Below are 20,920 nucleotides of genomic sequence, written 5' to 3'. Positions count from 1 at the left end.
CGGCGGCGCACGGACGACGCGGGCTTCATCGCGTCATCGGCGCGCCGCGCCGGTCATGCGTGCGCCGAGACGAGCGCGCAGAAGTTCTCGAGATCGACGTTGCCGCCGCTGATCACGATGCCCACGCGCTTGCCTCTCAGTTCGTCCTTCATCCGGCGCGCGGCCGCGAACGACAGGCAGCCGGTCGGCTCGACGACCAGCTTCATGCGGGTTGCGAAAAAGCGCATGCAGTCGACGAGTTCCGCGTCGGTCGCGGTCAGGATGTCGTCGACGTCGCGGCGCAGGATCGGGAACGTCAGGTTGCCGAGGTGCTGCGTTTGCGCGCCGTCGGCGATCGTGCGCGGCGTGTCGATGTGGACGATCGACCCGGACCGGAACGATTGCTGCCCGTCGTTGCCGGCTTCCGGCTCGACGCCGTACAGCTTCGCGTGCGGCGACAGCGCGCGCGTCGCGAGCGCCGTGCCGGACAGCAGGCCGCCGCCGCCAAGCGGCGTGAACACTGCGTCGAGCGGACCGGCTTCGTCGAACAACTCCTTCGCGGCCGTCCCCTGGCCCGCGATTACGTCAGGGTGGTCGTACGGCGGGATCAACGTGAGCCCGTGCCGCTCCGCGAGTTCGCGGCCGATCTGCTCGCGGTCCTCGGTATAGCGGTCGTATGTGACGACGTTGCCGCCGTAGCCGCGTGTCGCGGCCATTTTCGCGGCCGGCGCGTCCTGCGGCATCACGATCGTCGCCGGGATGCCGAGGATGCGCGCCGACAGCGCGATCGCCTGCGCATGGTTGCCCGACGAGAACGCGACGACGCCATGTCGGCGCTGCGCTGCGTCGAAGCGCGACAGCGCGTTGAATGCGCCGCGGAACTTGAACGCACCCATGCGCTGCAGGTTTTCGCACTTGAAGAAAACCTTCGCGCCGAGCGCTTCGTCGATCGTCCGCGACGTCATCACGGGCGTGCGGTGCGCGTGGCCTTCGAGCCGTGTCGCGGCGGCCGCGACGTCGTCATAGGTAGGGAGGGGCGGAGTGTGCATGAGTCGCTCGTCGGAAGGTCAGTCAACAGGTAAGCGGGGCGGCCCGAGGGCACGCGTCATTTTGCATCGTTGTATACGGTGGCGCGCGATACGCCGAGATGCTGCGACACGATCTCCATCGCGCGGCGCACGTCGAGGAAACCGTCCGCCTTCAGCGTCTGCATCAGCGCACGGCGCTGATCGGTCTTCAATTCGCGCGGTGTGGTCGCGAGGCGCGTAGCGAATGCGTCGATGCGTTGCCGGATCGCATCCGCGCCGGCCGGATCGAGCGTTTCCGCGACCGGCACGCCGTCGATGCTGCAGAACTGGTTCAGCATTCCCTGGAAGCCGCGGAACAGCGTGATGTCCGCGTTCAGGCACAACGCGGCCACGTAGCGGCCGCTCGAATCCTTGATCCCGACCGACGTGCTCTTCGCGGTGCGGCCGTCCGCGAAGCGGTTCGCGTAGTTCGCGAGCACCTGCGGGAAGTTGTCGTCGGCGATGCGCGCGAGCCCGAGTTCGGTCGCCGGGTCGCCGATCGCTCGGCCAGACAGGTTGTTGTGGATCGCGAGGATCGCGTGCTCGGGCGTGCGCAGGTCGTGCACGACCACCTCGGTGAACGGCGCGAGCATCGCACCGAGGCCTTCGGCGATGCGCAGCACCTGCTCGATCAGCGACGCCTGTTCCGATTGCGGCGTCGGGCTGGGCGCGGTCATGCGTCGGCCTCGAGCGCGCGCGTGGGGTTCGCGTCGACGGCTTGCGGCCGGGTGATGCCGGCCAGCAGCGGGCGCGCGATCCGCACGTAGTCGGATGCATCGAGCACGATCGAACGATCGAGCCGGCCCGCGTTGAACGCTATTTCGTCATTGAGTTCGATCAGCGCGGGATCGACGACGAGCGTCACGTTCGCGTCGAACACGAACGGCGGCACGGCGCCCATCACGCAGCCCGTGACCGCGGCCGCGAGTTCCGGTGGCGCGAGCGTCGCCTTGCGGCGGCCCACCGCGTCGGCGACCTTGCGGAAATCGATCTTCAGATGGCCGGGGATCACCGCGAGCGCGGTGGCGTCGCCGCCGTCCTTGAACGTGCAGAGCATCGCTTTCGCGCCTTGCTCGGGACGCGTGCCGCGGATCGCGGCGATCACGTCGGATTTGCCTTCGGCCGGGTGCTCGAGCACCCGGAAGCGCGCGCTGGCGGTCGCCAGCAGGTCGCACAGCGCATCGAAAACGGGGTAGTCGCTCATCGGGGGGCCTCGCGGGAGGAGCGGCGCCTCGCAATGCGCGGCGGACCGGTTTGGGTTCGAAGAATTGTCCAAGTATAGACGTTTTGTCATGACCGTGGCAAAGACAATGCCGGGGCCGCGAAAGCTGTCGTTTCTTCGAGTGCCGAAAGGCCGTTTCATATCGCGGAATGCAGCGGCGATTCGCGACGCACGGCCTTTCCGCCGCTTGAAAACCTGTTTTGCATCGCAAAAAGGCGCGCTTATCTCATTGAAAAACAAGAGAAATTTATATCTTATGTCTTATATAAGACTCGTTCGAAACCGCGATGACCGGCGTTAGTATTGAGTCCATGCAGTTCGCCTCGTCACACGCGGCGGGCACGCTGAACTCTTTACCCAAATGCGCTTCGTTCCCAGGAGATAGACATGTCCCAATATCAAGACGACATCAACGCAGTGGCTGCTTTGAAGGAAACCTACGGCAGCGCGTGGAATGCGATCAATCCCGAGTATGCGGCGCGCATGCGTGCGCAGAACAAGTTCAAGACGGGCCTCGACATCGCGCGCTACACCGCGAAAATCATGCGCGCGGACATGGCCGCCTACGACGCCGATCCTTCCAAGTACACGCAGTCGCTCGGCTGCTGGCACGGCTTCATCGGTCAGCAGAAGATGATCTCCATCAAGAAGCACTTCAACAGCACCGAACGCCGCTACCTGTACCTGTCGGGCTGGATGGTCGCCGCGCTGCGCTCGGAGTTCGGCCCGCTGCCGGACCAGTCGATGCACGAGAAGACCTCGGTGAGCGCACTGATTCGCGAGCTGTACACGTTCCTGCGCCAGGCCGACGCACGCGAGCTGGGCGGGCTGTTCCGCGAGCTCGATGCGGCGAAGGACGCTGCCGCGAAGGCCGCGATCCAGGAAAAGATCGACAACCACGTGACGCACGTCGTGCCGATCATCGCCGACATCGACGCCGGCTTCGGCAACGCCGAAGCAACCTACCTGCTCGCGAAGCAGTTCATCGAAGCGGGCGCATGCTGCATCCAGATCGAGAACCAGGTGTCCGACGAGAAGCAGTGCGGCCACCAGGACGGCAAGGTCACGGTGCCGCACGAGGACTTCCTCGCGAAGATCCGCGCGATCCGCTACGCATTCCTGGAGCTGGGCGTGGACGACGGCATCATCGTCGCACGTACCGACTCGCTCGGCGCCGGCCTGACCAAGCAGATCGCCGTGACGAACACGCCGGGCGACCTGGGCGATCAATACAACTCGTTCCTCGATTGCGAAGAACTGTCGGCCGATCAACTGGGCAACGGCGACGTCGTGATCAAGCGCGACGGCAAGCTGCTGCGTCCGAAGCGCCTGCCTAGCAACCTGTATCAGTTCCGCGCGGGCACGGGCGAGGCGCGTTGCGTGCTGGATTGCATCACGTCGCTGCAGAACGGCGCCGACTTGCTGTGGATCGAAACCGAGAAACCGCACATCGCGCAGATCGGCGGCATGGTTCGCGAAATCCGCAAGGTGATTCCGAACGCGAAGCTGGTGTACAACAACAGCCCGTCGTTCAACTGGACGCTGAACTTCCGTCAGCAGGCTTACGATGCGATGAAGGCCGAGGGCAAGGACGTGTCGGCGTACGACCGCGCACGCCTGATGAGCGTCGAGTACGACGACACGGAACTCGCGAAAATCGCCGACGAGAAGATCCGCACGTTCCAGGCCGATGCGTCGCGTGAAGCAGGCATCTTCCATCACCTGATCACGCTGCCGACGTATCACACGGCCGCATTGTCGACCGACAACCTCGCGAAGGAATACTTCGGCGACCAGGGCATGCTCGGCTACGTGGCCGGCGTGCAGCGCAAGGAAATCCGTCAGGGCATCGCGTGCGTGAAGCACCAGAACATGTCCGGCTCGGATATCGGCGACGACCACAAGGAATACTTCAGCGGCGAAGCAGCGCTGAAGGCGGCTGGCAAGGACAACACGATGAATCAGTTCGCGTAATCGTCCGACCTGCGGCACGACGCCAATCCGTTAATCACGGGTTGGCGTTTTTCCATCCGGGCAGTCGCGGCGGCGTTACGACGTGCCGGCTCGTCGCGGTCACGGAGGTCGCGTCGAAATCGACCGCACGTGCAGTGCTCCGCGCGAGCGCGCGACGCCGTTCATCGACGTTGAAATCGCCGAGCGCGTATTACCCCGGATTGCCCGGTGCGCCGTTTTGAGCGGTGCCGTACGCGGTGCTTCGCGACAGATGTTTGTGTACGCAACCTAATTCAGGGTTTGCCTGAGTAGCGAAAACGCCAATTCGCTCCGCACGCATTCGCGTGTGTCGCGTGCGCATCCATGACGCCAATTTTTCCGTCGCCCCGAAAGCCTTGCCGCACGGCCGTCCCGCCGGATTCGTCCCCAAAGCGTGCGCGTGGATGCAGTAAAAAGGACTTGTCTGCAACGCGCGTGCCGATACGTCGTCACAGTTGTTTCTTGTTGCAACGCAACGCCCGCCCAATAACGGCGATGGTATGCTGGCCGGCATGGCGTTGTACGGCAGGTTGCTTGCATGGCGAAACTCGCGTTCGCTCGCTTATACGAGACATCACATTCTCTCGCCCGCATCGCGGCATCGACACGCGCACCGTTCGCGCGTCCCGTGTTGCGCGTCGCTTCAACCTGCGCTCCGACCGCATTCCGCATCTCGCGGGCCCGCCCCGCATCCTCCATCCCCGCCCAATAATCTGGAGACATTTCCATGTCGCAAATCTCTTTGGCCGAAGCGACGCACGGCCCGCTGATCGCTCCCCCGGCATTCGTCAAACATCGCAAGCTCATCGATTGGGTGTCGCGCATCGCGGCGCTCACCGAGCCCGAGCGCGTCGTCTGGTGTGACGGTTCGCAGGAAGAATACGACGCGCTGTGCCAGGCGATGGTCGATCAGGGCACGCTGATTCGCCTGAACCCGGCGAAGCGCCCGAACTCGTATCTCGCGCAGTCCGATCCGTCCGACGTCGCGCGTGTCGAAGATCGCACGTTCATCTGCACCGACTCGCCCGACGACGTCGGCCCGACCAACAACTGGATCGCGCCGGGCGAAATGCGCGACACGCTGAACGGCTTGTTCCGCGGCTCGATGCGCGGTCGCACGCTGTACGTCGTGCCGTTTTCGATGGGGCCGCTCGGCTCGCCGATCGCGCATATCGGCGTCGAGCTGTCCGACAGCCCGTACGTGGCCGTGAACATGCGGATCATGACGCGCATGGGCCGCGACGTGTACGACGTGCTCGGCGAGGACGGCGATTTCGTGCCGTGCGTGCACAGCGTCGGTCATCCGCTCGAACCGGGCCAGCAGGACGTGCGGTGGCCGTGCAATCCGGTGAAATACATCGTGCACTTCCCCGACACGCGCGAAATCTGGAGCTTCGGGTCGGGCTACGGCGGCAACGCGCTGCTCGGCAAGAAGTGCTTCGCACTGCGCATCGCGTCGACGATGGGCCGCGACGAGGGCTGGCTTGCCGAACACATGCTGATCCTCGGCGTGACGTCGCCGGCCGGCAAGAAATATCACGTCGCGGCGGCGTTCCCGTCCGCGTGCGGCAAGACCAACTTCGCGATGCTGATTCCGCCGCAGGGCTTCGACGGCTGGAAGGTCACGACGATCGGCGACGACATCGCATGGCTGAAACCGGGCCGCGACGGCCGCCTGTATGCGATCAACCCGGAAGCGGGCTTCTTCGGCGTCGCGCCGGGGACCGGCGTGAAGACCAACCCGAACGCAATCGCGACGCTGAAGGAGAACGTGATCTTCACGAACGTCGCGCTCACCGAAGACGGCGACGTGTGGTGGGAAGGCCTGACCGACACGCCGCCCGCGAAGCTCACCGACTGGCAGGGCAACCCGTGGACACCCGAAATCGGCAAGGAGACCGGCCGCAAGGCCGCGCATCCGAACTCGCGTTTCACCGCGCCTGCGTCGCAATGCCCGTCGATCGACGCGGACTGGGAGAATCCCGCGGGCGTGCCGATCGACGCGTTCATCTTCGGCGGACGCCGCTCGACGACGGTGCCGCTCGTGACCGAAGCGCGCGACTGGGTCGAAGGCGTGTACATGGCCGCGACGATGGGCTCGGAGACGACCGCCGCGGCCGTCGGCCAGCAGGGCATCGTGCGTCGCGACCCGTTTGCGATGCTGCCGTTCTGCGGCTACAACGTCAGCGACTATTTCGCGCACTGGCTGAAGCTCGGCAAGCAGCTCGAAGCCGCGGGCGCGAAACTGCCGAAGATCTATTGCGTGAACTGGTTCCGCAAGGACGCGAACGGCAAGTTCGTCTGGCCGGGCTTCGGCGAGAACATGCGCGTGCTGAAGTGGATGCTCGATCGTCTCGAAGCCAATGGCGGCGGTGGCGAACACGCGTTCGGCGTGTCGCCCGCGTATGACGACCTGCACTGGGACGGGCTCGACTTCACGCGCGAGCAGTTCGATGCGGTCACGTCGATGAATGCCGACGAATGGCGCGACGAACTGAAGCTGCACGCAGCGCTGTTCGACACGCTGAAGCTGCGTTTGCCGACCGAGCTTACCGATACGATGAAGAAGATCGAACAGCGTATCGGCGCGTGACGGGCAGTATCGGGCTCACGACCTGAACGCGGCGGGGACGTCCCGCGCCGGCTTCGATGGCCGGCGCGGGACGTTTTCGCTTGCGCGATGCTCAGGGGCGACCGCGTTGCACCGCGGCGGCGCCCTTGCCGTTGAAGGCGAGCGTACGCCCGTCGTGCGTCAGCCGAGGTCGAGCGCGTTCGTCAGGTCGCCCGGCGGCGTCGCACCGCGCGACGCGAATGCCTTGTCGCGCGCGGCCACACCGTCGAGCGGCGCGAGCCCGTGCACGCGGCTGATGAAGCGCAGGATCGAGTTCGTGTCGTACATCGTGTGATCGACGTAACCCTTCTTCGCGAACGGCGAGATCACGAGTGCCGGAATCCGCGAGCCTGGGCCCCAGCGATCGCCAACCGGCGGCGCGACGTGATCCCACCAGCCGCCGTTCTCGTCGTGCGTCATCACGATCACGGTGTTCGCCCACTGCGGGCCGCGTCGAATCCGCTCGATCACGTGCGCGATGTGGCGATCGCCGGATTCGACGTCCGCGTACCCGGCATGCATGTTCAGGTTGCCTTGCGGCTTGTAGAACGCGACGGCCGGCAGGCGGCCCGCGTCGATGTCCGCGATGAAGCGATTGGTCGACGGCTCGTCGCCGAGGCCTGCATCGCGCAGGTGCCTGCGACGCGCTTCGGTGCCAGGTGCATAGTTCGCGAAGTAGTTGAACGGCTGATGGTGGTACTGGAAATCCGGCACCGTGCCCGTGTCGCGATGCTCGAGCGCGTACTGCCACGCGCCGCTGTACCACGCCCAGTCGACGTTCTTTTCCGACAGGCGATCGCCGATCGTTGCGTGGACTTGCGGCGGGATCACGCGGTGGTCGGACGGATCCGCATAGGCGGCGTTGCCGGGATCGGGCGGCGGCACGTAGCTCGGCTGATACGGCGGCGCCATCGTGTTCACGCCGTAACCGTCCGGTGTGAGCGGCCCGTCCACCGCGAACTTCGGCGGGCCGTCGAGCGCGGACGCGGGCGAATCGGCGGCGAGCGCGAGGCGCGTGCCGGCCGGATCGTCGCCGTCGACCTTCGACAACAGCTTCGCCGCGTGTGGATGCTTGTGCGCGTCGGGATAGATCGGCGGCTGCGCGGAAATCAGGAACATATGGTTCAGCCACGAACCGCCGAAGGCCGCCATGAAGAAGTTGTCGCACAGCGTGTACTGCCGCGCGAGATTCCACAGTCGCAGCGTGTCGGCGGAATTGCGGTAGTGACCCATCACGAGGCCGCCCGAATCGGCCCATGCGGCGAACTGGTTGTTGCGGCCTCCGGCGATCTGCATCTGGTTCTGGTAGAAGCGATGCCACAGATCGCGCGTGATCACGCCGTTCGGCAGCGGCTTGCCCTGCGCGTCGGCGATCCGGAACGGCGCGTTCGGCAGCTTGTCGATGTCGCGCTCCGCGATCGCGTAGCGCTTGCCGTCCACTTCCTGCGCCTGCGGCACCAGACCGCCCCAGATCTTCGGCAGCACCGGCAGCGGCGTCTTGCCGTCGCGATCCAGCTGCTGCGCATGCTCGGGCCGCACGTCGCTCAACGGATACTGGACGCCCGGAAAGTCGCCGTACAGGTTCGCGAAACTGCGATTCTCCGCATAGATCACGACGATGTGGCGCACCTGCCGCCGCAGCGCTTCGTCGAGCCGCAGGTCGGCAGCGGACCGCGGCGCGCTGCCGGGCGTGGTCTCGCAGCCGCCCAGCGCGACGCCCGCGCCGAGCGCGGCGAGGCCGCCGAGCATGCGGCGGCGGTCGGGATCGGCGGGCAGCTCGTCGGGGCGATCGGGGGTGTCGTTCACGTCGTGTGCTCCTCGAATGGGCGGTTGTCGTTCGATGCGCGGCAGCGTGTTCGCGCGTGCCGGGACCGGAACGGGGCGCAACAACCGGCGGCGCGAGCGATGCGATGCCCGGCGCGGCGCCGCTTGTCACAAAACTGTCACGAACGCGACTATAACGCGGGCCGCAGTGCCGATCAAAGCCGTTGGTCAGACGATGCGCGACGCGCACGCGCGAACTAGACTGAAAGCGTGGGCTGCGCGTCGCAGTGCACGGTCCGCCGCGAACGGCGCGCCGGTCGCACGTTCGCGCTGTCATTCATGCGATGAAACGCGGCAGCGGCAGTGTGCAGCCATTGCGTGCGCGCGCGGCGGGCGCTGCCGCGCGCCGCCACCCGCGCGTGTACGGGCCGGCCCGATGTCATGCCATGGACAGGAAATTCGACTACGCAGGATTGCTGATCGCCGCGGGCTTCTTCGTGCTGTTCGCCGCGCAGTTGCTGATGCTGCGTCCGGCGTCGACGATGATCGCGTACAGCGATTTCCATCGGCTCGTCGCCGCGCGGCTCGTCGACGATCTCGAGATTGGTTCGACGGCGATCACCGGCACGCTGAAGATGCCGCAAGCCGGCGCGCTGCTGCCGGCGTCCGAAGTTGCGGCCGTGAAGCACGACGGCGCGCCGCCGCGCTTTGCGACCAATCGCGTGACGGACCCGCAACTGATCGACTCGCTGAGCGCCGCCGGAATTCGTTTCCACGGCACGTCCGATACCGGCTGGATCACGGCGCTTGCATCGTGGCTCGTGCCGCTCGTCGCGTTCGTGTTCATCTGGAACCTGATGGTGCGCCGGCGCGGCGGGCTGCAGGACTTTACCGGGATGGGCAAGAGCCGGGCGCGCGTGTACGTGCAGCAGGAAACCGGCATCACGTTCGACGACATCGCGGGCATCGACGAAGCGAAGGCCGAGCTGCAGCAGCTCGTCGCGTTCCTGCGCAATCCCGATCGCTATCAGCGGCTCGGCGGCAAGATTCCGAAGGGCGTGCTCGTCGTCGGCGCGCCGGGTACCGGCAAGACGCTGCTCGCGCGCGCGGTGGCCGGCGAGGCGGCCGTGCCGTTCTTCACGATCAGCGGCTCGGCGTTCGTCGAGATGTTCGTCGGCGTCGGCGCGGCGCGGGTGCGCGACCTGTTCGAACAGGCGCAGCAGAAGGCGCCGTGCATCGTGTTCGTCGACGAGCTCGATGCGCTCGGCAAGGTGCGCGGCATCGGCCCGATGTCGGGCAACGACGAGCGCGAGCAGACGCTCAACCAGTTGCTCGTCGAAATGGACGGCTTCCAGGCCGGCTCCGGCGTGATCATCATGGCCGCGACGAACCGGCCCGAAATCCTCGATCCGGCGCTGCTGCGTCCGGGCCGCTTCGACCGCCACATCGCGATCGACCGTCCCGACGTGAACGGCCGCCGTCAGATTCTCGGCGTGCACGTAAAGCGCGTGAAGCTCGCGGCCGACGTCGATCTCGGCGAGCTCGCGTCGCGCACGCCGGGATTCGTCGGCGCCGATCTCGCGAACGTCGTCAACGAAGCCGCGCTGCATGCGGCCGAACTCGGCAAGCCGGCGGTCGGGATGGACGACTTCGACGAGGCGATCGATCGTGCGCTGACGGGCCTCGAACGCAAGAGCCGCGTGATGAACGCGCAGGAGAAACTGACGATCGCGTATCACGAAGCCGGCCATGCACTCGTTGCGGAAAGCCGCGTGCACTGCGATCCGGTGAAGAAGGTATCGATCATTCCGCGCGGCGTCGCGGCGCTCGGCTACACGCAGCAGGTGCCGATCGAGGACCGTTACGTACTGCGTCGCAGCGAGCTGCTCGACCGGATCGACGCGCTGCTAGGTGGACGCGTCGCCGAAGAGCTCGTGTTCGGCGACGTGTCGACGGGCGCGCAGAACGATCTCGAACGTGCAACCGCGCTGGCGCGCCACATGGTCATGCAGTACGGGATGAGCGAGAAGATCGGCCTGGTGAGCATCGACGACGGCGATGCGCGCACCGGCATGCCGGGCGTGTGGCATCCGGGCGAGGGCCGCTGCAGCGAGCACACCGCGCGGATGATCGACGACGAGGTGCGCACGCTGCTGACGGACGCGCATGCACGCGTCGCGGCGACGCTCGGCGAACGCCGCGACGTGCTCGAACGGCTCGCGCGGCGGCTGCTCGCGTGCGAGGTGCTCGAACGCGATGCGTTGCAGGCGCTGATCGACGGGCGTGTCGAGCCGGAATCCGCGCGCTCGCCGGCCGATCCCGCAGCCTGCACGAGTGCGAATGCGCCGGAACGGGCGTCGGCGGTCGAGCGCGATTTCGCCGCATACGGACGGCCGCACGAGCCCGAGCGCTGAAGCGCGAAGCTTCCGGCAGCCACCGGGTGGGGCTGCGATCCCGATATCGATCGCATCGCACCGGCGCCCGGCGCTGCGAATGATGTTCGCCGGCGCGGCGTCACGCCGGCTTTTCCTGTGCTCTTTTGCCAGTCACGGAGTCGCCATGAGCGAGGCGCACGTATCGGTCGATGTCGCGCAGCATGCGCGTTTCAGTTTCGAAGTCACGTTTGCCGGCACCGATCTGTCGCCGGTACTGACCGACGAACCGCCGCCGCTCGGAGCGGGCCGCGGGCCGAACCCGGTGCGGCTGCTGGCCGCTTCGGTCGCGAGCTGCCTCGCGGCGAGCCTGCTGTTCGCGCTGGAAAAACAGCGCGTCGATCCGCAGCCGGTCGCCGCGCATATCGACGTGGACATGGTGCAGAACGACGCGGGCAGGGTGCGGGTCGGCGCGATGGCCGTGACGCTGTCGGTCGGCAAGGCGTGGTCCGATCTCGCGGCCGCGACGCGCTTGCTCGACCGGTTCGACGCGTATTGCGTGGTGACCGAGAGCATGCGCGAAGGCATACCGATCTCGGTGGCGGTGCAGGACGTGAACGGCGCGGTGCTCGATCGCGAGACGACCGGCGTGTGACTGCGCGCGACGCGCAACAGCCGGGGCGTCAGGACGCCGTCGCGGCGGCGACTTCCGCAGCTTCGGCGAGCGCGTCGAGAAAGCGGCCGCGCCACCAGTGCACGTCGGTCTTGCGCACGATCGCCATCAGCGCGTCATGGCGCTGGCGGCGCTCTTCGAGCGGCATCGTCAGCGCGCGCTGGATTGCCTGCGCGGTGCCTTGCGTGTCGTACGGATTCACGAGCAGCGCAGGCTTCAGCTGTTCGGCGGCGCCGGCGAAACGCGACAGCACGAGCACCCCGGGATCGGCGTCGTCCTGCGCGGCGAGAAACTCCTTCGCGACCAGGTTCATCCCGTCGCGCAGCGGCGTGACGAGCGCGACGCGGCTCGCGCGATAGAGGCCCGGCAAGCGCTTGCGCGCGACCGTTCGGTGGATGTAGCGCATCGGCATCCATTCGAGTTCGCCGTAGTCGCCGTTGATCGCGCCGCACAGGCTGTCCATTTCGCGCCGCAGGTCGTCGTATGCGCCGAGATCCTCGCGGCTCGGCGCGGCGATCTGGATCAGCGTCGCGCGGTCGCGGTTCTCCGGATACTGTTCGAGCAGCTGGCGGAACGCGTGCACACGCTGCGGCAACCCCTTCGTGTAATCGAGCCGATCGACGCCGACGAGCAGCTGGCGGCGCGAATACTCGTCGCGCATCCGCTCGAACATGTCGATGCCGTCGCGATTCTCGGCGAGCGCGGCGAATTCGTCGACGTTGATGCCGATCGGGAACGCGTCGGCCGACAACGTGCGGCCGAACGCGCGCAGTCGGCCGTCGGGCAGCCGCGCGGCACCGGCTTCGGCCTCGACGTAGTGCTCGAAGTGCAGCAGGTCCGATTCGGTCTGGAAGCCGACGAGGTCGTACGCGAACAGCGAACGCATCAGCCACTCATGCTCCGGGATCGCGGCCATGATCGGCGGCGGCGGCATCGGAATGTGCAGGAAGAAGCCGATCGGATTCCTGCAGCCCATCGCGCGCAACTCGGCCGCGAGCGGAATCAGCTGGTAGTCGTGGACCCAGACCGTATCGTCGGGGCGCAGCAGCGTGCTCAGCTTGCGCGCGAACAGCTGGTTCACGCGCCGGTAACCGTCCGCGAAGCGGCGGTCGAACTGCGCGAGATCGAGCCGGTAGTGGAACACCGGCCACAGCACGTTGTTCGAGTAGCCGAGGTAATACGCGTCGTAATCCTGCGGATCGAGATCGATCGTCGCGAGCTGAATGCCGCCGACGTTCTGGATCTGCACGTCGTCTCCGTGCGCGGGACGCTCGCCTTCACCGCGCAGCCTGCCGCTCCATCCGAACCAGACGCCGCCTGTTTCCTGCAGGCTGTCTTTCACGGCCACGGCCAGGCCGCCGGCGGCGGCTTTACGGGGATCTGCAATGCGATTGGATACGACGACGAGTCGGCTCACCAGCTCTCCTGCGAATGGTTGGGGAAAGTTCGTGCGGCCAGGGCGCGAGGCGGACGCCGCCATCGACGCGAGGCGCGATGGGGCCGCGATACGATCGGACGGGAATCAGGGGCATGCGATTCGCCGTTCGAACGCGGAGTGCTTTTTAAGCATACTCGTCATTCGAATGATTTAAAAGTGCGAGTCTGCGTTTGAAGCGGTCGCGAATGGCCTCCAATGCGCGGGATGCCCGACATCGTGCGGCCGGGACCGAAAATTGCGCACGCGCGTGAAGGCCGCGCGTGTAGGCGTTACGCCGCAGCGGTTTGCCAGTGCGACACGGAGGCGGCCCGATGCGCGGAGACTGCGTGGTCGCCGGCCGGCATCCTGAACGCGGACACCGTTTCCGACAGCTCGCGACCTTGCGCCTCCAGCGATTTCGACGCGGCCGCCGCCTGCTCGACGAGCGCGGCGTTTTGCTGCGTCGTCTCGTCCATCTGCGTGATCGTCAGGTTCACCTGGTCTATGCCGCGGCTCTGCTCGGCCGAGGCTGCCGCGATTTCGCCCATGATGTCGGTGACGCGCGCGACCGCCTGCGTCACGTCCGCCATGGTCTTGCCCGCTTCGCCCGCGAGTGCGGAGCCGTCGCGGATCGTCTGCACCGACGCGGAGATCAGCTCCTTGATTTCCTTCGCAGCGGTCGACGAACGTTGCGCGAGGCTGCGCACCTCGCTCGCGACGACCGCGAAACCGCGGCCTTGTTCGCCCGCGCGCGCCGCTTCGACCGCAGCGTTCAGCGCGAGGATGTTGGTCTGGAACGCGATGCCCTCGATGATGCCGGTGATGTCGGCGATCTTCGACGAGCTGTGGCCGATTTCCGTCATCGTATCGACGACGCGGCCGACCACCGAACTGCCGCGCAGCGCGACGTCCGATGCATTCGCGGCGAGCGCGCTCGCCTGCTGCGCGTTCTCGGCGTTCAACCGCACCGTCGACGTGAATTCCTCCATCGTCGCAGCCGTTTCCTGCAGCGACGCTGCCTGTTCCTCGGTGCGCTGGCTCAGGTCGAGATTGCCCGACGCGATTTCGCCGACCGCGTGTGCGATGCTGTTCGACGAATCGCGCACACGGCCGACGATGCCGATCAGCCGCACATTCATCGTGCGCAGTGCGTCGAGCAGGTCGCGCGTCTCGTCGTTGCCGCTCACGTCGATGCGGCTGCCGAGATCGCCGTTGGCCACCGTGCGCGCGACGTCGACCGCCGTGACGATCGGCGCCGTGATCTTGCGCGTGAGCCACAGGCCGCCGCCCGCGGCGACCGCGATCGCGGCTACGCAAATTGCCAGCAGCACGTTGCGCTCGGCCGCGTATCGATCCGCAAATTGCTGCGCGATCGCGACTTCGCGCTCGTGCGTATACGTTGCGTACGCATCGGTCGCGCGAACCAGTTGCGCGAGCAACGGGCGGCAGCGGCTATTGATATCGGCAGTCGCTTCGTCCTTCTTGCCGGCCTGCGCGAGGCCGACGATATTGAGCGCGACCGGCCCGTAGCTCGCTTCGACGCGGACGATTTCGGCGACCAGTTCGCGCGCACGGTCGGTGGTATCGATCGCATTCGCCATCATCGTCTTCAGCTGCGCGAGACGGTCCTGCACGTCCTTGTGCGCCTGCTGGACTTCGGCCAGCTCGGTCTGGATATCAGAGGGCGCGCTTACGAGCACGAGATTGCGCGCGGCGATCGCGCGCCGGTCCACGGCCGTGCGGATTTGCGCGGCCAGGTTCGCTCGCGCGTTGATGCCGTTCATGTAGCGGGAAAACTCGTCGTTGGTGTCGGACAGCGCTTTTAGCGCCATGCCCGACACGATCACGACCACCGCGGCAAGCAAACCGAAGCCGCCAAGCAGTTTGGCCTTGATGGTTATTCTGGTGATTTTCACGATGCGCCCCTGTGCGAGTGTGGTTGGCGATGGGATTTGTTCTTCGATCGGGTACGGGCTCGTGCCGGTATTAACGGGCATTCAGAAAATTTTCTTTACCCTTCGAAAACCCTGATATCGATTTATTTTTTTGCCGAAATCCCCGGCGGGGCGGGCGTTTTTGATCCATGTCAAAAACGCAAAATCATCCATGGCGCGGCGCATTCAAATGCGGATTAAATGACCAGTCCAGCCGGTGAATTTAAAATGAACGCTCTAATTCCCGGCATTGGAATATTCATGATTTATCGATGAATACCGGCACGCGCGTACGAAACTGGGCCCGGGAAACGGTGCGCGCCAGCGGAATGAGCGCCGTTGGGAAAATAAAGCCGGCACCGGCCATTGGCGGTGCCGGAGAGTCGCGCAGCGAGCGCAACGGCGCCGGGAAATCAGAACGTGGTGCGCAGGCCGGCCATCACGCTGCGCCCGCCTTGCGGCGCGAAGCCCCGCACGACCGAGGTCGCATAACGGATCTCCTGGTTCGTCAGGTTGTCGCCGCGCAGATACGCGAGCCAGTGCGTTGCGCCGACGCGGAACTTGTACGTGAGCAGCACGCCGAGCGACGTGTAGCCGCCGGTCGGCACGTCGTTGTCGGGCACGCGGTGCTGCGACCACGCGTGCGTGACCTGTGCGCGCGCACCGAAAGGACCGTACCCGTAATCTGCCGCAACCGTCGCGCGCAGCGGCGCAATGCGGGGCAGCGGCTCGCCGGTGTCGACGTTGCGCGCGTGTGTGTAGTCGGCGGTCAACTCGAGGTCGACCGTATGACCGCGGCGCGAGAACGCGCGCCATTTGCCGTCGAGCTCGACGCCGTAAAACTCGGCGCGCACGCCGCGATAGACCGCTTCCGCGAGCGTATCGCCGGCGCCGGGCGCGACCGGCTCGCCGTCACCGTCGACGACGCGGCCGGTGTTGTACTCGGTCAGATAGTTCGAGAAACGGTTGTAGAACACGCCGACGCTGCCGCGATTCGGGCCGCTCGCATAGCGCAGCGACAGGTCGGTCGACACGGCTTTTTCCTTCGACGCATTCGGGTTGCCGATCAGGAACTGGCCGGTCGCGTCGTGCGGGCCGTTGGAGTACAGCTCGTAAAAGGTCGGCGCGCGTTCCGTATACGCGACGTTCGCCGCGACCGACCAGACGGGCGTGAGCGAGAACAGCGCGCCGGCCGATACGCTGCCCGCATTGAAGTCGCGCGGCCGCGCGCTGGCGAATTTCTCGACGCCGGCCGGATCGGGATCGACCTTCACGTGCTCGATGCGACCGCCGACGCTCAACTTCAGCGCCGGATCGACCTGCCATTCCTCGAGGCCGAACAATGCGACGCTGTTCGTGCGCGTGGACGGCACGAGCGTTTCGTCGCCGAGCGCCGAGAACGTGTTTTGCCCGAACTGCACGCCGATCGCGCCTTCGAACGGGCCGATCCTGCGATGCCGCGCCTCGATGCGCGCCTCGTAGCCGCGGTTGCGGAACGTGGTCGCCGTCTCGCCGTTGTCGACTTCCTTGTGCCGATAGTCGGTGTACGCGAAATCGAACTTCAGCTTTGTGAACGGGCCGCTGAGGTTGCGCACCTCGGACGCGAACGCGAGGCGTTCCTGACGCATCCGCAGGCGTACGTCGTCCTCGGCGACGGAGCCGTAGTTGGATTCGTAGCCGCTGTAGGACAGGCCCGCGAAGCCGTCGGCCCATGTGTACGACGCGCCGACTGCGCCGCCATGCACGCGGCCGTCGCTGTTCGGCACGCTGCCGACCGGCTGCGGCGTGTCGGGGTCGTCGGTCGCACGCTGCGCGCTGCTGCGCGCATAGCCGGGAATCCGCAGCTTGCTTGTTTCGCGGTCGAATGCATCGACATGGAACGCGAAGCGGCCGTTGCCGGCTTCGACCTGCGCGGCCCCCGCGCGCATCGAATTGGCCCCGCCGTAGCGCGCGTCGAGCGCGCCGGTCACGCCTTCGATCGCGTCGCGCGGAATCCGGTTGTCGATCGTGTTGACGACTCCGCCTACCGCGTTGCCGCCGTACAGCAGCGCGGCCGGCCCGCGCACGATCTCGACGCGCTCGATCGACAGCGGGTCCTCCGGCACCGCGTGGTCGTACGACAGCGACGACGCGTCGTACGCGGCGACACCGTTCTGCAGCAGCCGGATCCGGTCGCCGTCCATCCCGCGGATGATCGGACGGCCGACCATCGGCCCGTACGTGGTGGTCGACACACCGGGCAGGCCGTTGAGGGTCTCGCCGACCGAACCGGCCTGGCGCAGCGTGAGCGCGTCGCCGGACAGTTGTGCGGTCGGCGCGATGAGCTCGGCGTCGCCGAGCGGGTTCGCGGTCACGAAGATCGGCGCGAGCGACGTGCTCCGTGCCGGCGCCGGTGTGGTCGGCGTGTCGGCCTGCGCGTGTGCGACGGCGGCGAACAGCAGCAACGGAACGGGGGACAGCGGGCGAAGCGGTAGACGAGGGAGGTCGCGCATGGTCGTTGGATCGGTTGGAGTGGGATTGGCGAACGAGCGCTGCGGGAGCTGACGTCGGATACGATATATTGTTGCATTTCGCGGACGCAGAAACCCGTTCGGATAGCGCTCGGCGCAGCCGGGCCACCCGGACGGAAAGCATGGGATGAGGGCCGCGGTTGCGAAACGATATGTTATATCATTTCGCAACCGAAACGAAACGGTGGTGTGCAAGGGCGTGCGTGTAATCGGCCATGGCCGCGGCGACAGCGGCGCGCTGTCAGGCCGGCCCCGCGACCCGCGTCGGCCCTGCGATGCTTCGCGACGCAGCGGCCGCCGTCGCGCGCGTTTTCTGCCCGTTGATGCGTATCAAGGCGTCGCTGCTTCGAGCCCGGATACTTGGCGGTCATCGACCAGACAGGAGCGACGCATGACACAAACCATGAAAGCGGCCGTGGTACACGCGTTCGGCGAACCGTTGCGCATCGAGGAAGTGCCGGTTCCGACACCGGGCCCGGGGCAGATCCTCGTCAACATCAAGGCGTCGGGCGTCTGTCACACCGATCTGCATGCGGCCGACGGCGACTGGCCCGTGAAGCCGACGCTGCCGTTCATTCCCGGGCACGAGGGCGTGGGCGTCGTCGCGGCGGTTGGCCCCGGCGTCACGCACGTGCGCGAAGGCGACCGTGTGGGCGTGCCCTGGCTGTACACCGCATGCGGTCACTGCGAGTACTGTCACACCGGCTGGGAAACGCTTTGTCACGGGCAGCAGAACACCGGCTATTCGGTCAACGGCAGCTACGCCGAATACGTGCTGGCCGATCCCGACTATGTCGGCCATCTGCCCGCGCAGGTCGCGTTCGACGAGATCGCGCCGATCCTGTGCGCCGGCGTGACCGTCTACAAGGGGATTCGCGTGACCGACACGCGTCCAGGCCAGTGGCTCGCGATTTCAGGCATCGGCGGGCTGGGCCACGTGGCCGTGCAATATGCGCGCGCGATGGGGCTGCACGTCGCCGCGATCGACGTGTCCGCAGCGAAGCTCGCACTTGCGCGGGAACTCGGCGCACAGCTGACGATCGATGCGTCGGTCGACGATCCGGCGACGGTCATCCAGAAGGAAATCGGCGGTGCGCACGGCGTGCTCGTCACGGCCGTGTCGCGCAGTGCGTTCGCGCAGGCGCTCGGGATGGTACGGCGCGGCGGTACGGTGGCACTCAACGGCTTGCCCCCGGGCGATTTCCCGCTGCCAATCTTCTCGACCGTGCTGAATGGCATCACGGTGCGCGGCTCGATCGTCGGCACGCGCCGGGATCTGCAGGAGTCGCTCGATTTCGCCGCGGACGGCCTGGTGCGCGCGCATATTCATCGCGACCGGCTCGCCAACATCAACGACATATTCGCGCGCCTGCGCGCAGGGCAGATCGACGGGCGCGTCGTGCTGACCGACATGCATTGACGCGCAAGCGGTCGCGCTGCCGCGACGCAATGCAGGTCGCGGCAGCGCATGCGTCATGCGCGCATCACGGCGCGAAGAACACGTCGGTGCGATTCGTCAGGTTGCCCGCGTTGGTCTGGACGAACAGCGGGTGAAACGACGACGACGGCAACACGTCGAGCCCCTGGTAATCGCCGATGAAGTATCCCTCTGCGTTCGGCGCGAGCTTCATGTCGAACGGGCCGCCGACGCGCCGTTCGTCGGCGAACGTGGCGCCGCCGTCGTGCGAAATCTTGCGCCAGAATCCGGTCGGCAGCGTCGTCGTATTGCCGGCCTGCAGGTCGCGGAAGTCGTAGTGCGTGACCATCACCGCGCCCGTATTGTCGACGCGCACCGACGGATTGAACGCCGGGCGCCCGGTCGGCGTGTTGATCTGCATCGGCGCGCTCCATGTTGCGCCGCCGTCCTTCGACGTCGACAACGCGATCTCGTCGTAGTGGCCGCCGTTGAAGCGGCCGTCTTGCCAGACGACGTAAAGTTGCCCCGACGCGGGATCGATCGCCGGCTCCGGAATGATGTCGCCGGTGCGGACCGGTTCGCCGGTGTTCGGGTCCGTCACGCCGACCGTCTGCAATCCGGCGATTACCTGCGGCTTCGTCCACGTCGCGCCGTCGTCGGTCGACTTGACGAACGCGACCTTGCCGGCCGCCTTGTTGAACGGCGGCTGGATCAGGTCGAAGAAGTTGTAGAGCGTGCCGGTTCTCGGATCGACGACGATCTGGTTGCCGATCGTCTGCTGCCGCGACGGCACGTTGACGATGATCTTCGCGGCACTCCACGTCTTGCCGCCGTCGACCGTTTTCGAGAAGAACGTCGGCCCGCGATAGGCCTGCGTATGCAGGTTCGCGTACGGGTTGCCGTTCGGCAGTTCGAGACGGTCCCACACCGCATACGCGGTGCCGGCTTTCACCGGGTTCGCCGTCACCGATTCCTTGTCGCTGAAGAACTGCGTCGTCGGCTCGTCGTTCGCGATCAGCACGGACGGGCTGCTCCACGTCTGTCCGCCATCGGTCGACACCGACGCCGCGACCGCGTTGCCGTTGTTCGACTGGTTGAACGAGATCGATACCGAATAGGCGGTGCCGTCTGGCCCGAACGACACCCATGGATCGGATGCGCGCTCGTACTTGAGTCCGCCCGGCGCGCATGCGCTGAACGGCTGCGGCGTGCGCGCCCAGGTCGCGCCGCCGTCGAACGTGTAGCCGGCGACGAGCCCGTGCGCGCCGCCGTTCGACCAGCGGTCCTGCTGCCACACGCCGATCATGTTGGTCCGGTTCGCCGGATTGACCGACAACCACGGTTCGACCTCGGCATTCACGTAGTTCGTGCCCGGGCCGCCGATGGTGCACGCGGCGAACGGGCTTGGGCCGGATACGGCGACGGGATCGGCGTGCGCCGCGGCGGCGGCGATCATCGCCATTGCGGCGGACAGGCGGGTGACGCGGATGACAAGCGAAGGGGACACGATCGTGCGTCGCATGGACTGCTCCTCGGTGACGTGCGGTGACGATGGCGCGGCACGGCCGCGCAACGCGACCCGCCGCACGGCAACGGGTGCCGTGCGATGCGTCGGGTCGGGTTCGTTCAGGAGGCCGCTTGGGCCATCGCAATCCGCGTGCGCTGGATACCGCCAGCACTTCGGTCAAGACTCCTATTCGTTTTCACTGCTGGCCGGGCGAGCATCGCGCTGGAGACCCGACGGAAGACCTGTCCGTGCATACGACGAATGCGTCGAAGTGGATTGCAATGTAGGCGATCCGTCTGCGGCGCGGGAGGCACTTTTTTGTAACAGAGCGTAGCCGGAAAGCGTTGCCGAAACCGCGCGTCGGCAACGCGGGGCGACAACGCAAAATTTGCCGCGCATACGCGGCCGGAAACGAAGCGGAAACGCGAATCGGAATCGCTATCGCTCACATGCGA

The 20,920-nt window shown here is 66.4% G+C and carries 13 protein-coding genes; 5 read left to right on the top strand and 8 right to left on the bottom strand.

Annotated elements, in window-relative coordinates; translation table 11 throughout:
* Positions 1 to 53: 53 nt before the first annotated feature.
* The 3 genes from WK25_RS24815 to WK25_RS24805 are packed head-to-tail and all read right to left on the bottom strand — an operon-like array spanning position 54 to position 2,250.
* A complete protein-coding gene (locus WK25_RS24815; protein ID WP_069243014.1) occupies positions 54 to 1,028 on the bottom strand; it encodes a threo-3-hydroxy-L-aspartate ammonia-lyase in 975 nt (324 codons plus the stop codon).
* Positions 1,029 to 1,084: 56 nt separating this feature from the next.
* Positions 1,085 to 1,723 carry a helix-turn-helix transcriptional regulator gene (locus WK25_RS24810; RefSeq protein WP_040139882.1) on the bottom strand — a complete coding sequence of 213 codons (639 nt, stop codon included), beginning with the start codon at positions 1,721 to 1,723 and terminating at the stop codon, positions 1,085 to 1,087.
* A complete protein-coding gene (locus WK25_RS24805; RefSeq protein ID WP_040139880.1) occupies positions 1,720 to 2,250 on the bottom strand; it encodes a YbaK/prolyl-tRNA synthetase associated domain-containing protein in 531 nt (176 codons plus the stop codon). Before WK25_RS24805 ends, WK25_RS24810 begins: the two co-directional genes overlap by 4 nt.
* Positions 2,251 to 2,655: 405 nt before the next feature.
* On the opposite strand from WK25_RS24805, the gene WK25_RS24800 reads away from it, so the two are divergent.
* Both WK25_RS24800 and WK25_RS24790 read left to right on the top strand, forming a co-directional pair.
* Positions 2,656 to 4,242: an isocitrate lyase gene (locus WK25_RS24800; RefSeq protein WP_040139878.1), complete on the top strand. Its 1,587-nt coding sequence runs from the start codon at positions 2,656 to 2,658 to the stop codon at positions 4,240 to 4,242.
* Positions 4,243 to 4,987: 745 nt separating this feature from the next.
* On the top strand, positions 4,988 to 6,853 hold the full coding sequence (locus WK25_RS24790) for a phosphoenolpyruvate carboxykinase (GTP) (RefSeq protein ID WP_069243013.1): 1,866 nt from the start codon (positions 4,988 to 4,990) through the stop codon (positions 6,851 to 6,853).
* 159 nt (positions 6,854 to 7,012) lie between these two features.
* Here WK25_RS24790 and WK25_RS24785 read toward each other — a convergent pair whose 3' ends face one another.
* Positions 7,013 to 8,677: an acid phosphatase gene (locus WK25_RS24785; protein WP_069243012.1), complete on the bottom strand. Its 1,665-nt coding sequence runs from the start codon at positions 8,675 to 8,677 to the stop codon at positions 7,013 to 7,015.
* A gap of 404 nt (positions 8,678 to 9,081) precedes the next feature.
* Here WK25_RS24785 and ftsH point away from each other — a divergent pair, with 404 nt between their 5' ends.
* The gene (ftsH, locus tag WK25_RS24775; RefSeq protein WP_059546992.1) at positions 9,082 to 11,049 is read left to right on the top strand and encodes an ATP-dependent zinc metalloprotease FtsH; all 1,968 of its coding nucleotides are present in this window, start codon (positions 9,082 to 9,084) and stop codon (positions 11,047 to 11,049) included.
* Between the two features lie 145 nt (positions 11,050 to 11,194).
* Entirely contained in the window at positions 11,195 to 11,662 is a 468-nt protein-coding gene (locus WK25_RS24770) for an OsmC family protein (protein ID WP_069243011.1), read from the top strand.
* Between the two features lie 28 nt (positions 11,663 to 11,690).
* Here the strand turns inward: WK25_RS24770 and otsA are convergent, their stop codons facing one another.
* From otsA to WK25_RS24755, 3 genes are all read right to left on the bottom strand, one after another.
* Positions 11,691 to 13,097, bottom strand: coding sequence for an alpha,alpha-trehalose-phosphate synthase (UDP-forming) (otsA, locus tag WK25_RS24765; protein WP_040139869.1), 1,407 nt, complete (start codon positions 13,095 to 13,097; stop codon positions 11,691 to 11,693).
* A 290-nt stretch (positions 13,098 to 13,387) separates the two neighbouring features.
* Complete coding sequence (locus WK25_RS24760) at positions 13,388 to 15,013, bottom strand: methyl-accepting chemotaxis protein (RefSeq protein WP_069243534.1); 1,626 nt, start codon at positions 15,011 to 15,013, stop codon at positions 13,388 to 13,390.
* Between the two features lie 431 nt (positions 15,014 to 15,444).
* The gene (locus tag WK25_RS24755) at positions 15,445 to 17,523 is read right to left on the bottom strand and encodes a TonB-dependent receptor (RefSeq protein ID WP_069243010.1); all 2,079 of its coding nucleotides are present in this window, start codon (positions 17,521 to 17,523) and stop codon (positions 15,445 to 15,447) included.
* Positions 17,524 to 17,932: 409 nt separating this feature from the next.
* Here WK25_RS24755 and adhP point away from each other — a divergent pair, with 409 nt between their 5' ends.
* On the top strand, positions 17,933 to 18,961 hold the full coding sequence (gene adhP, locus WK25_RS24750; protein WP_069243009.1) for an alcohol dehydrogenase AdhP: 1,029 nt from the start codon (positions 17,933 to 17,935) through the stop codon (positions 18,959 to 18,961).
* Positions 18,962 to 19,025: 64 nt separating this feature from the next.
* Here the strand turns inward: adhP and WK25_RS24745 are convergent, their stop codons facing one another.
* Complete coding sequence (locus tag WK25_RS24745) at positions 19,026 to 20,480, bottom strand: sialidase family protein (RefSeq protein ID WP_069243008.1); 1,455 nt, start codon at positions 20,478 to 20,480, stop codon at positions 19,026 to 19,028.
* Positions 20,481 to 20,920: the final 440 nt, after the last annotated feature.

Source organism: Burkholderia latens, assembly GCF_001718795.1.
GTDB classification, from domain to species: Bacteria; Pseudomonadota; Gammaproteobacteria; order Burkholderiales; family Burkholderiaceae; genus Burkholderia; species Burkholderia latens_A.
Note: the sequence above shows the minus strand (reverse complement) of the source record. Positions and strands in the feature narration are given on the sequence as shown.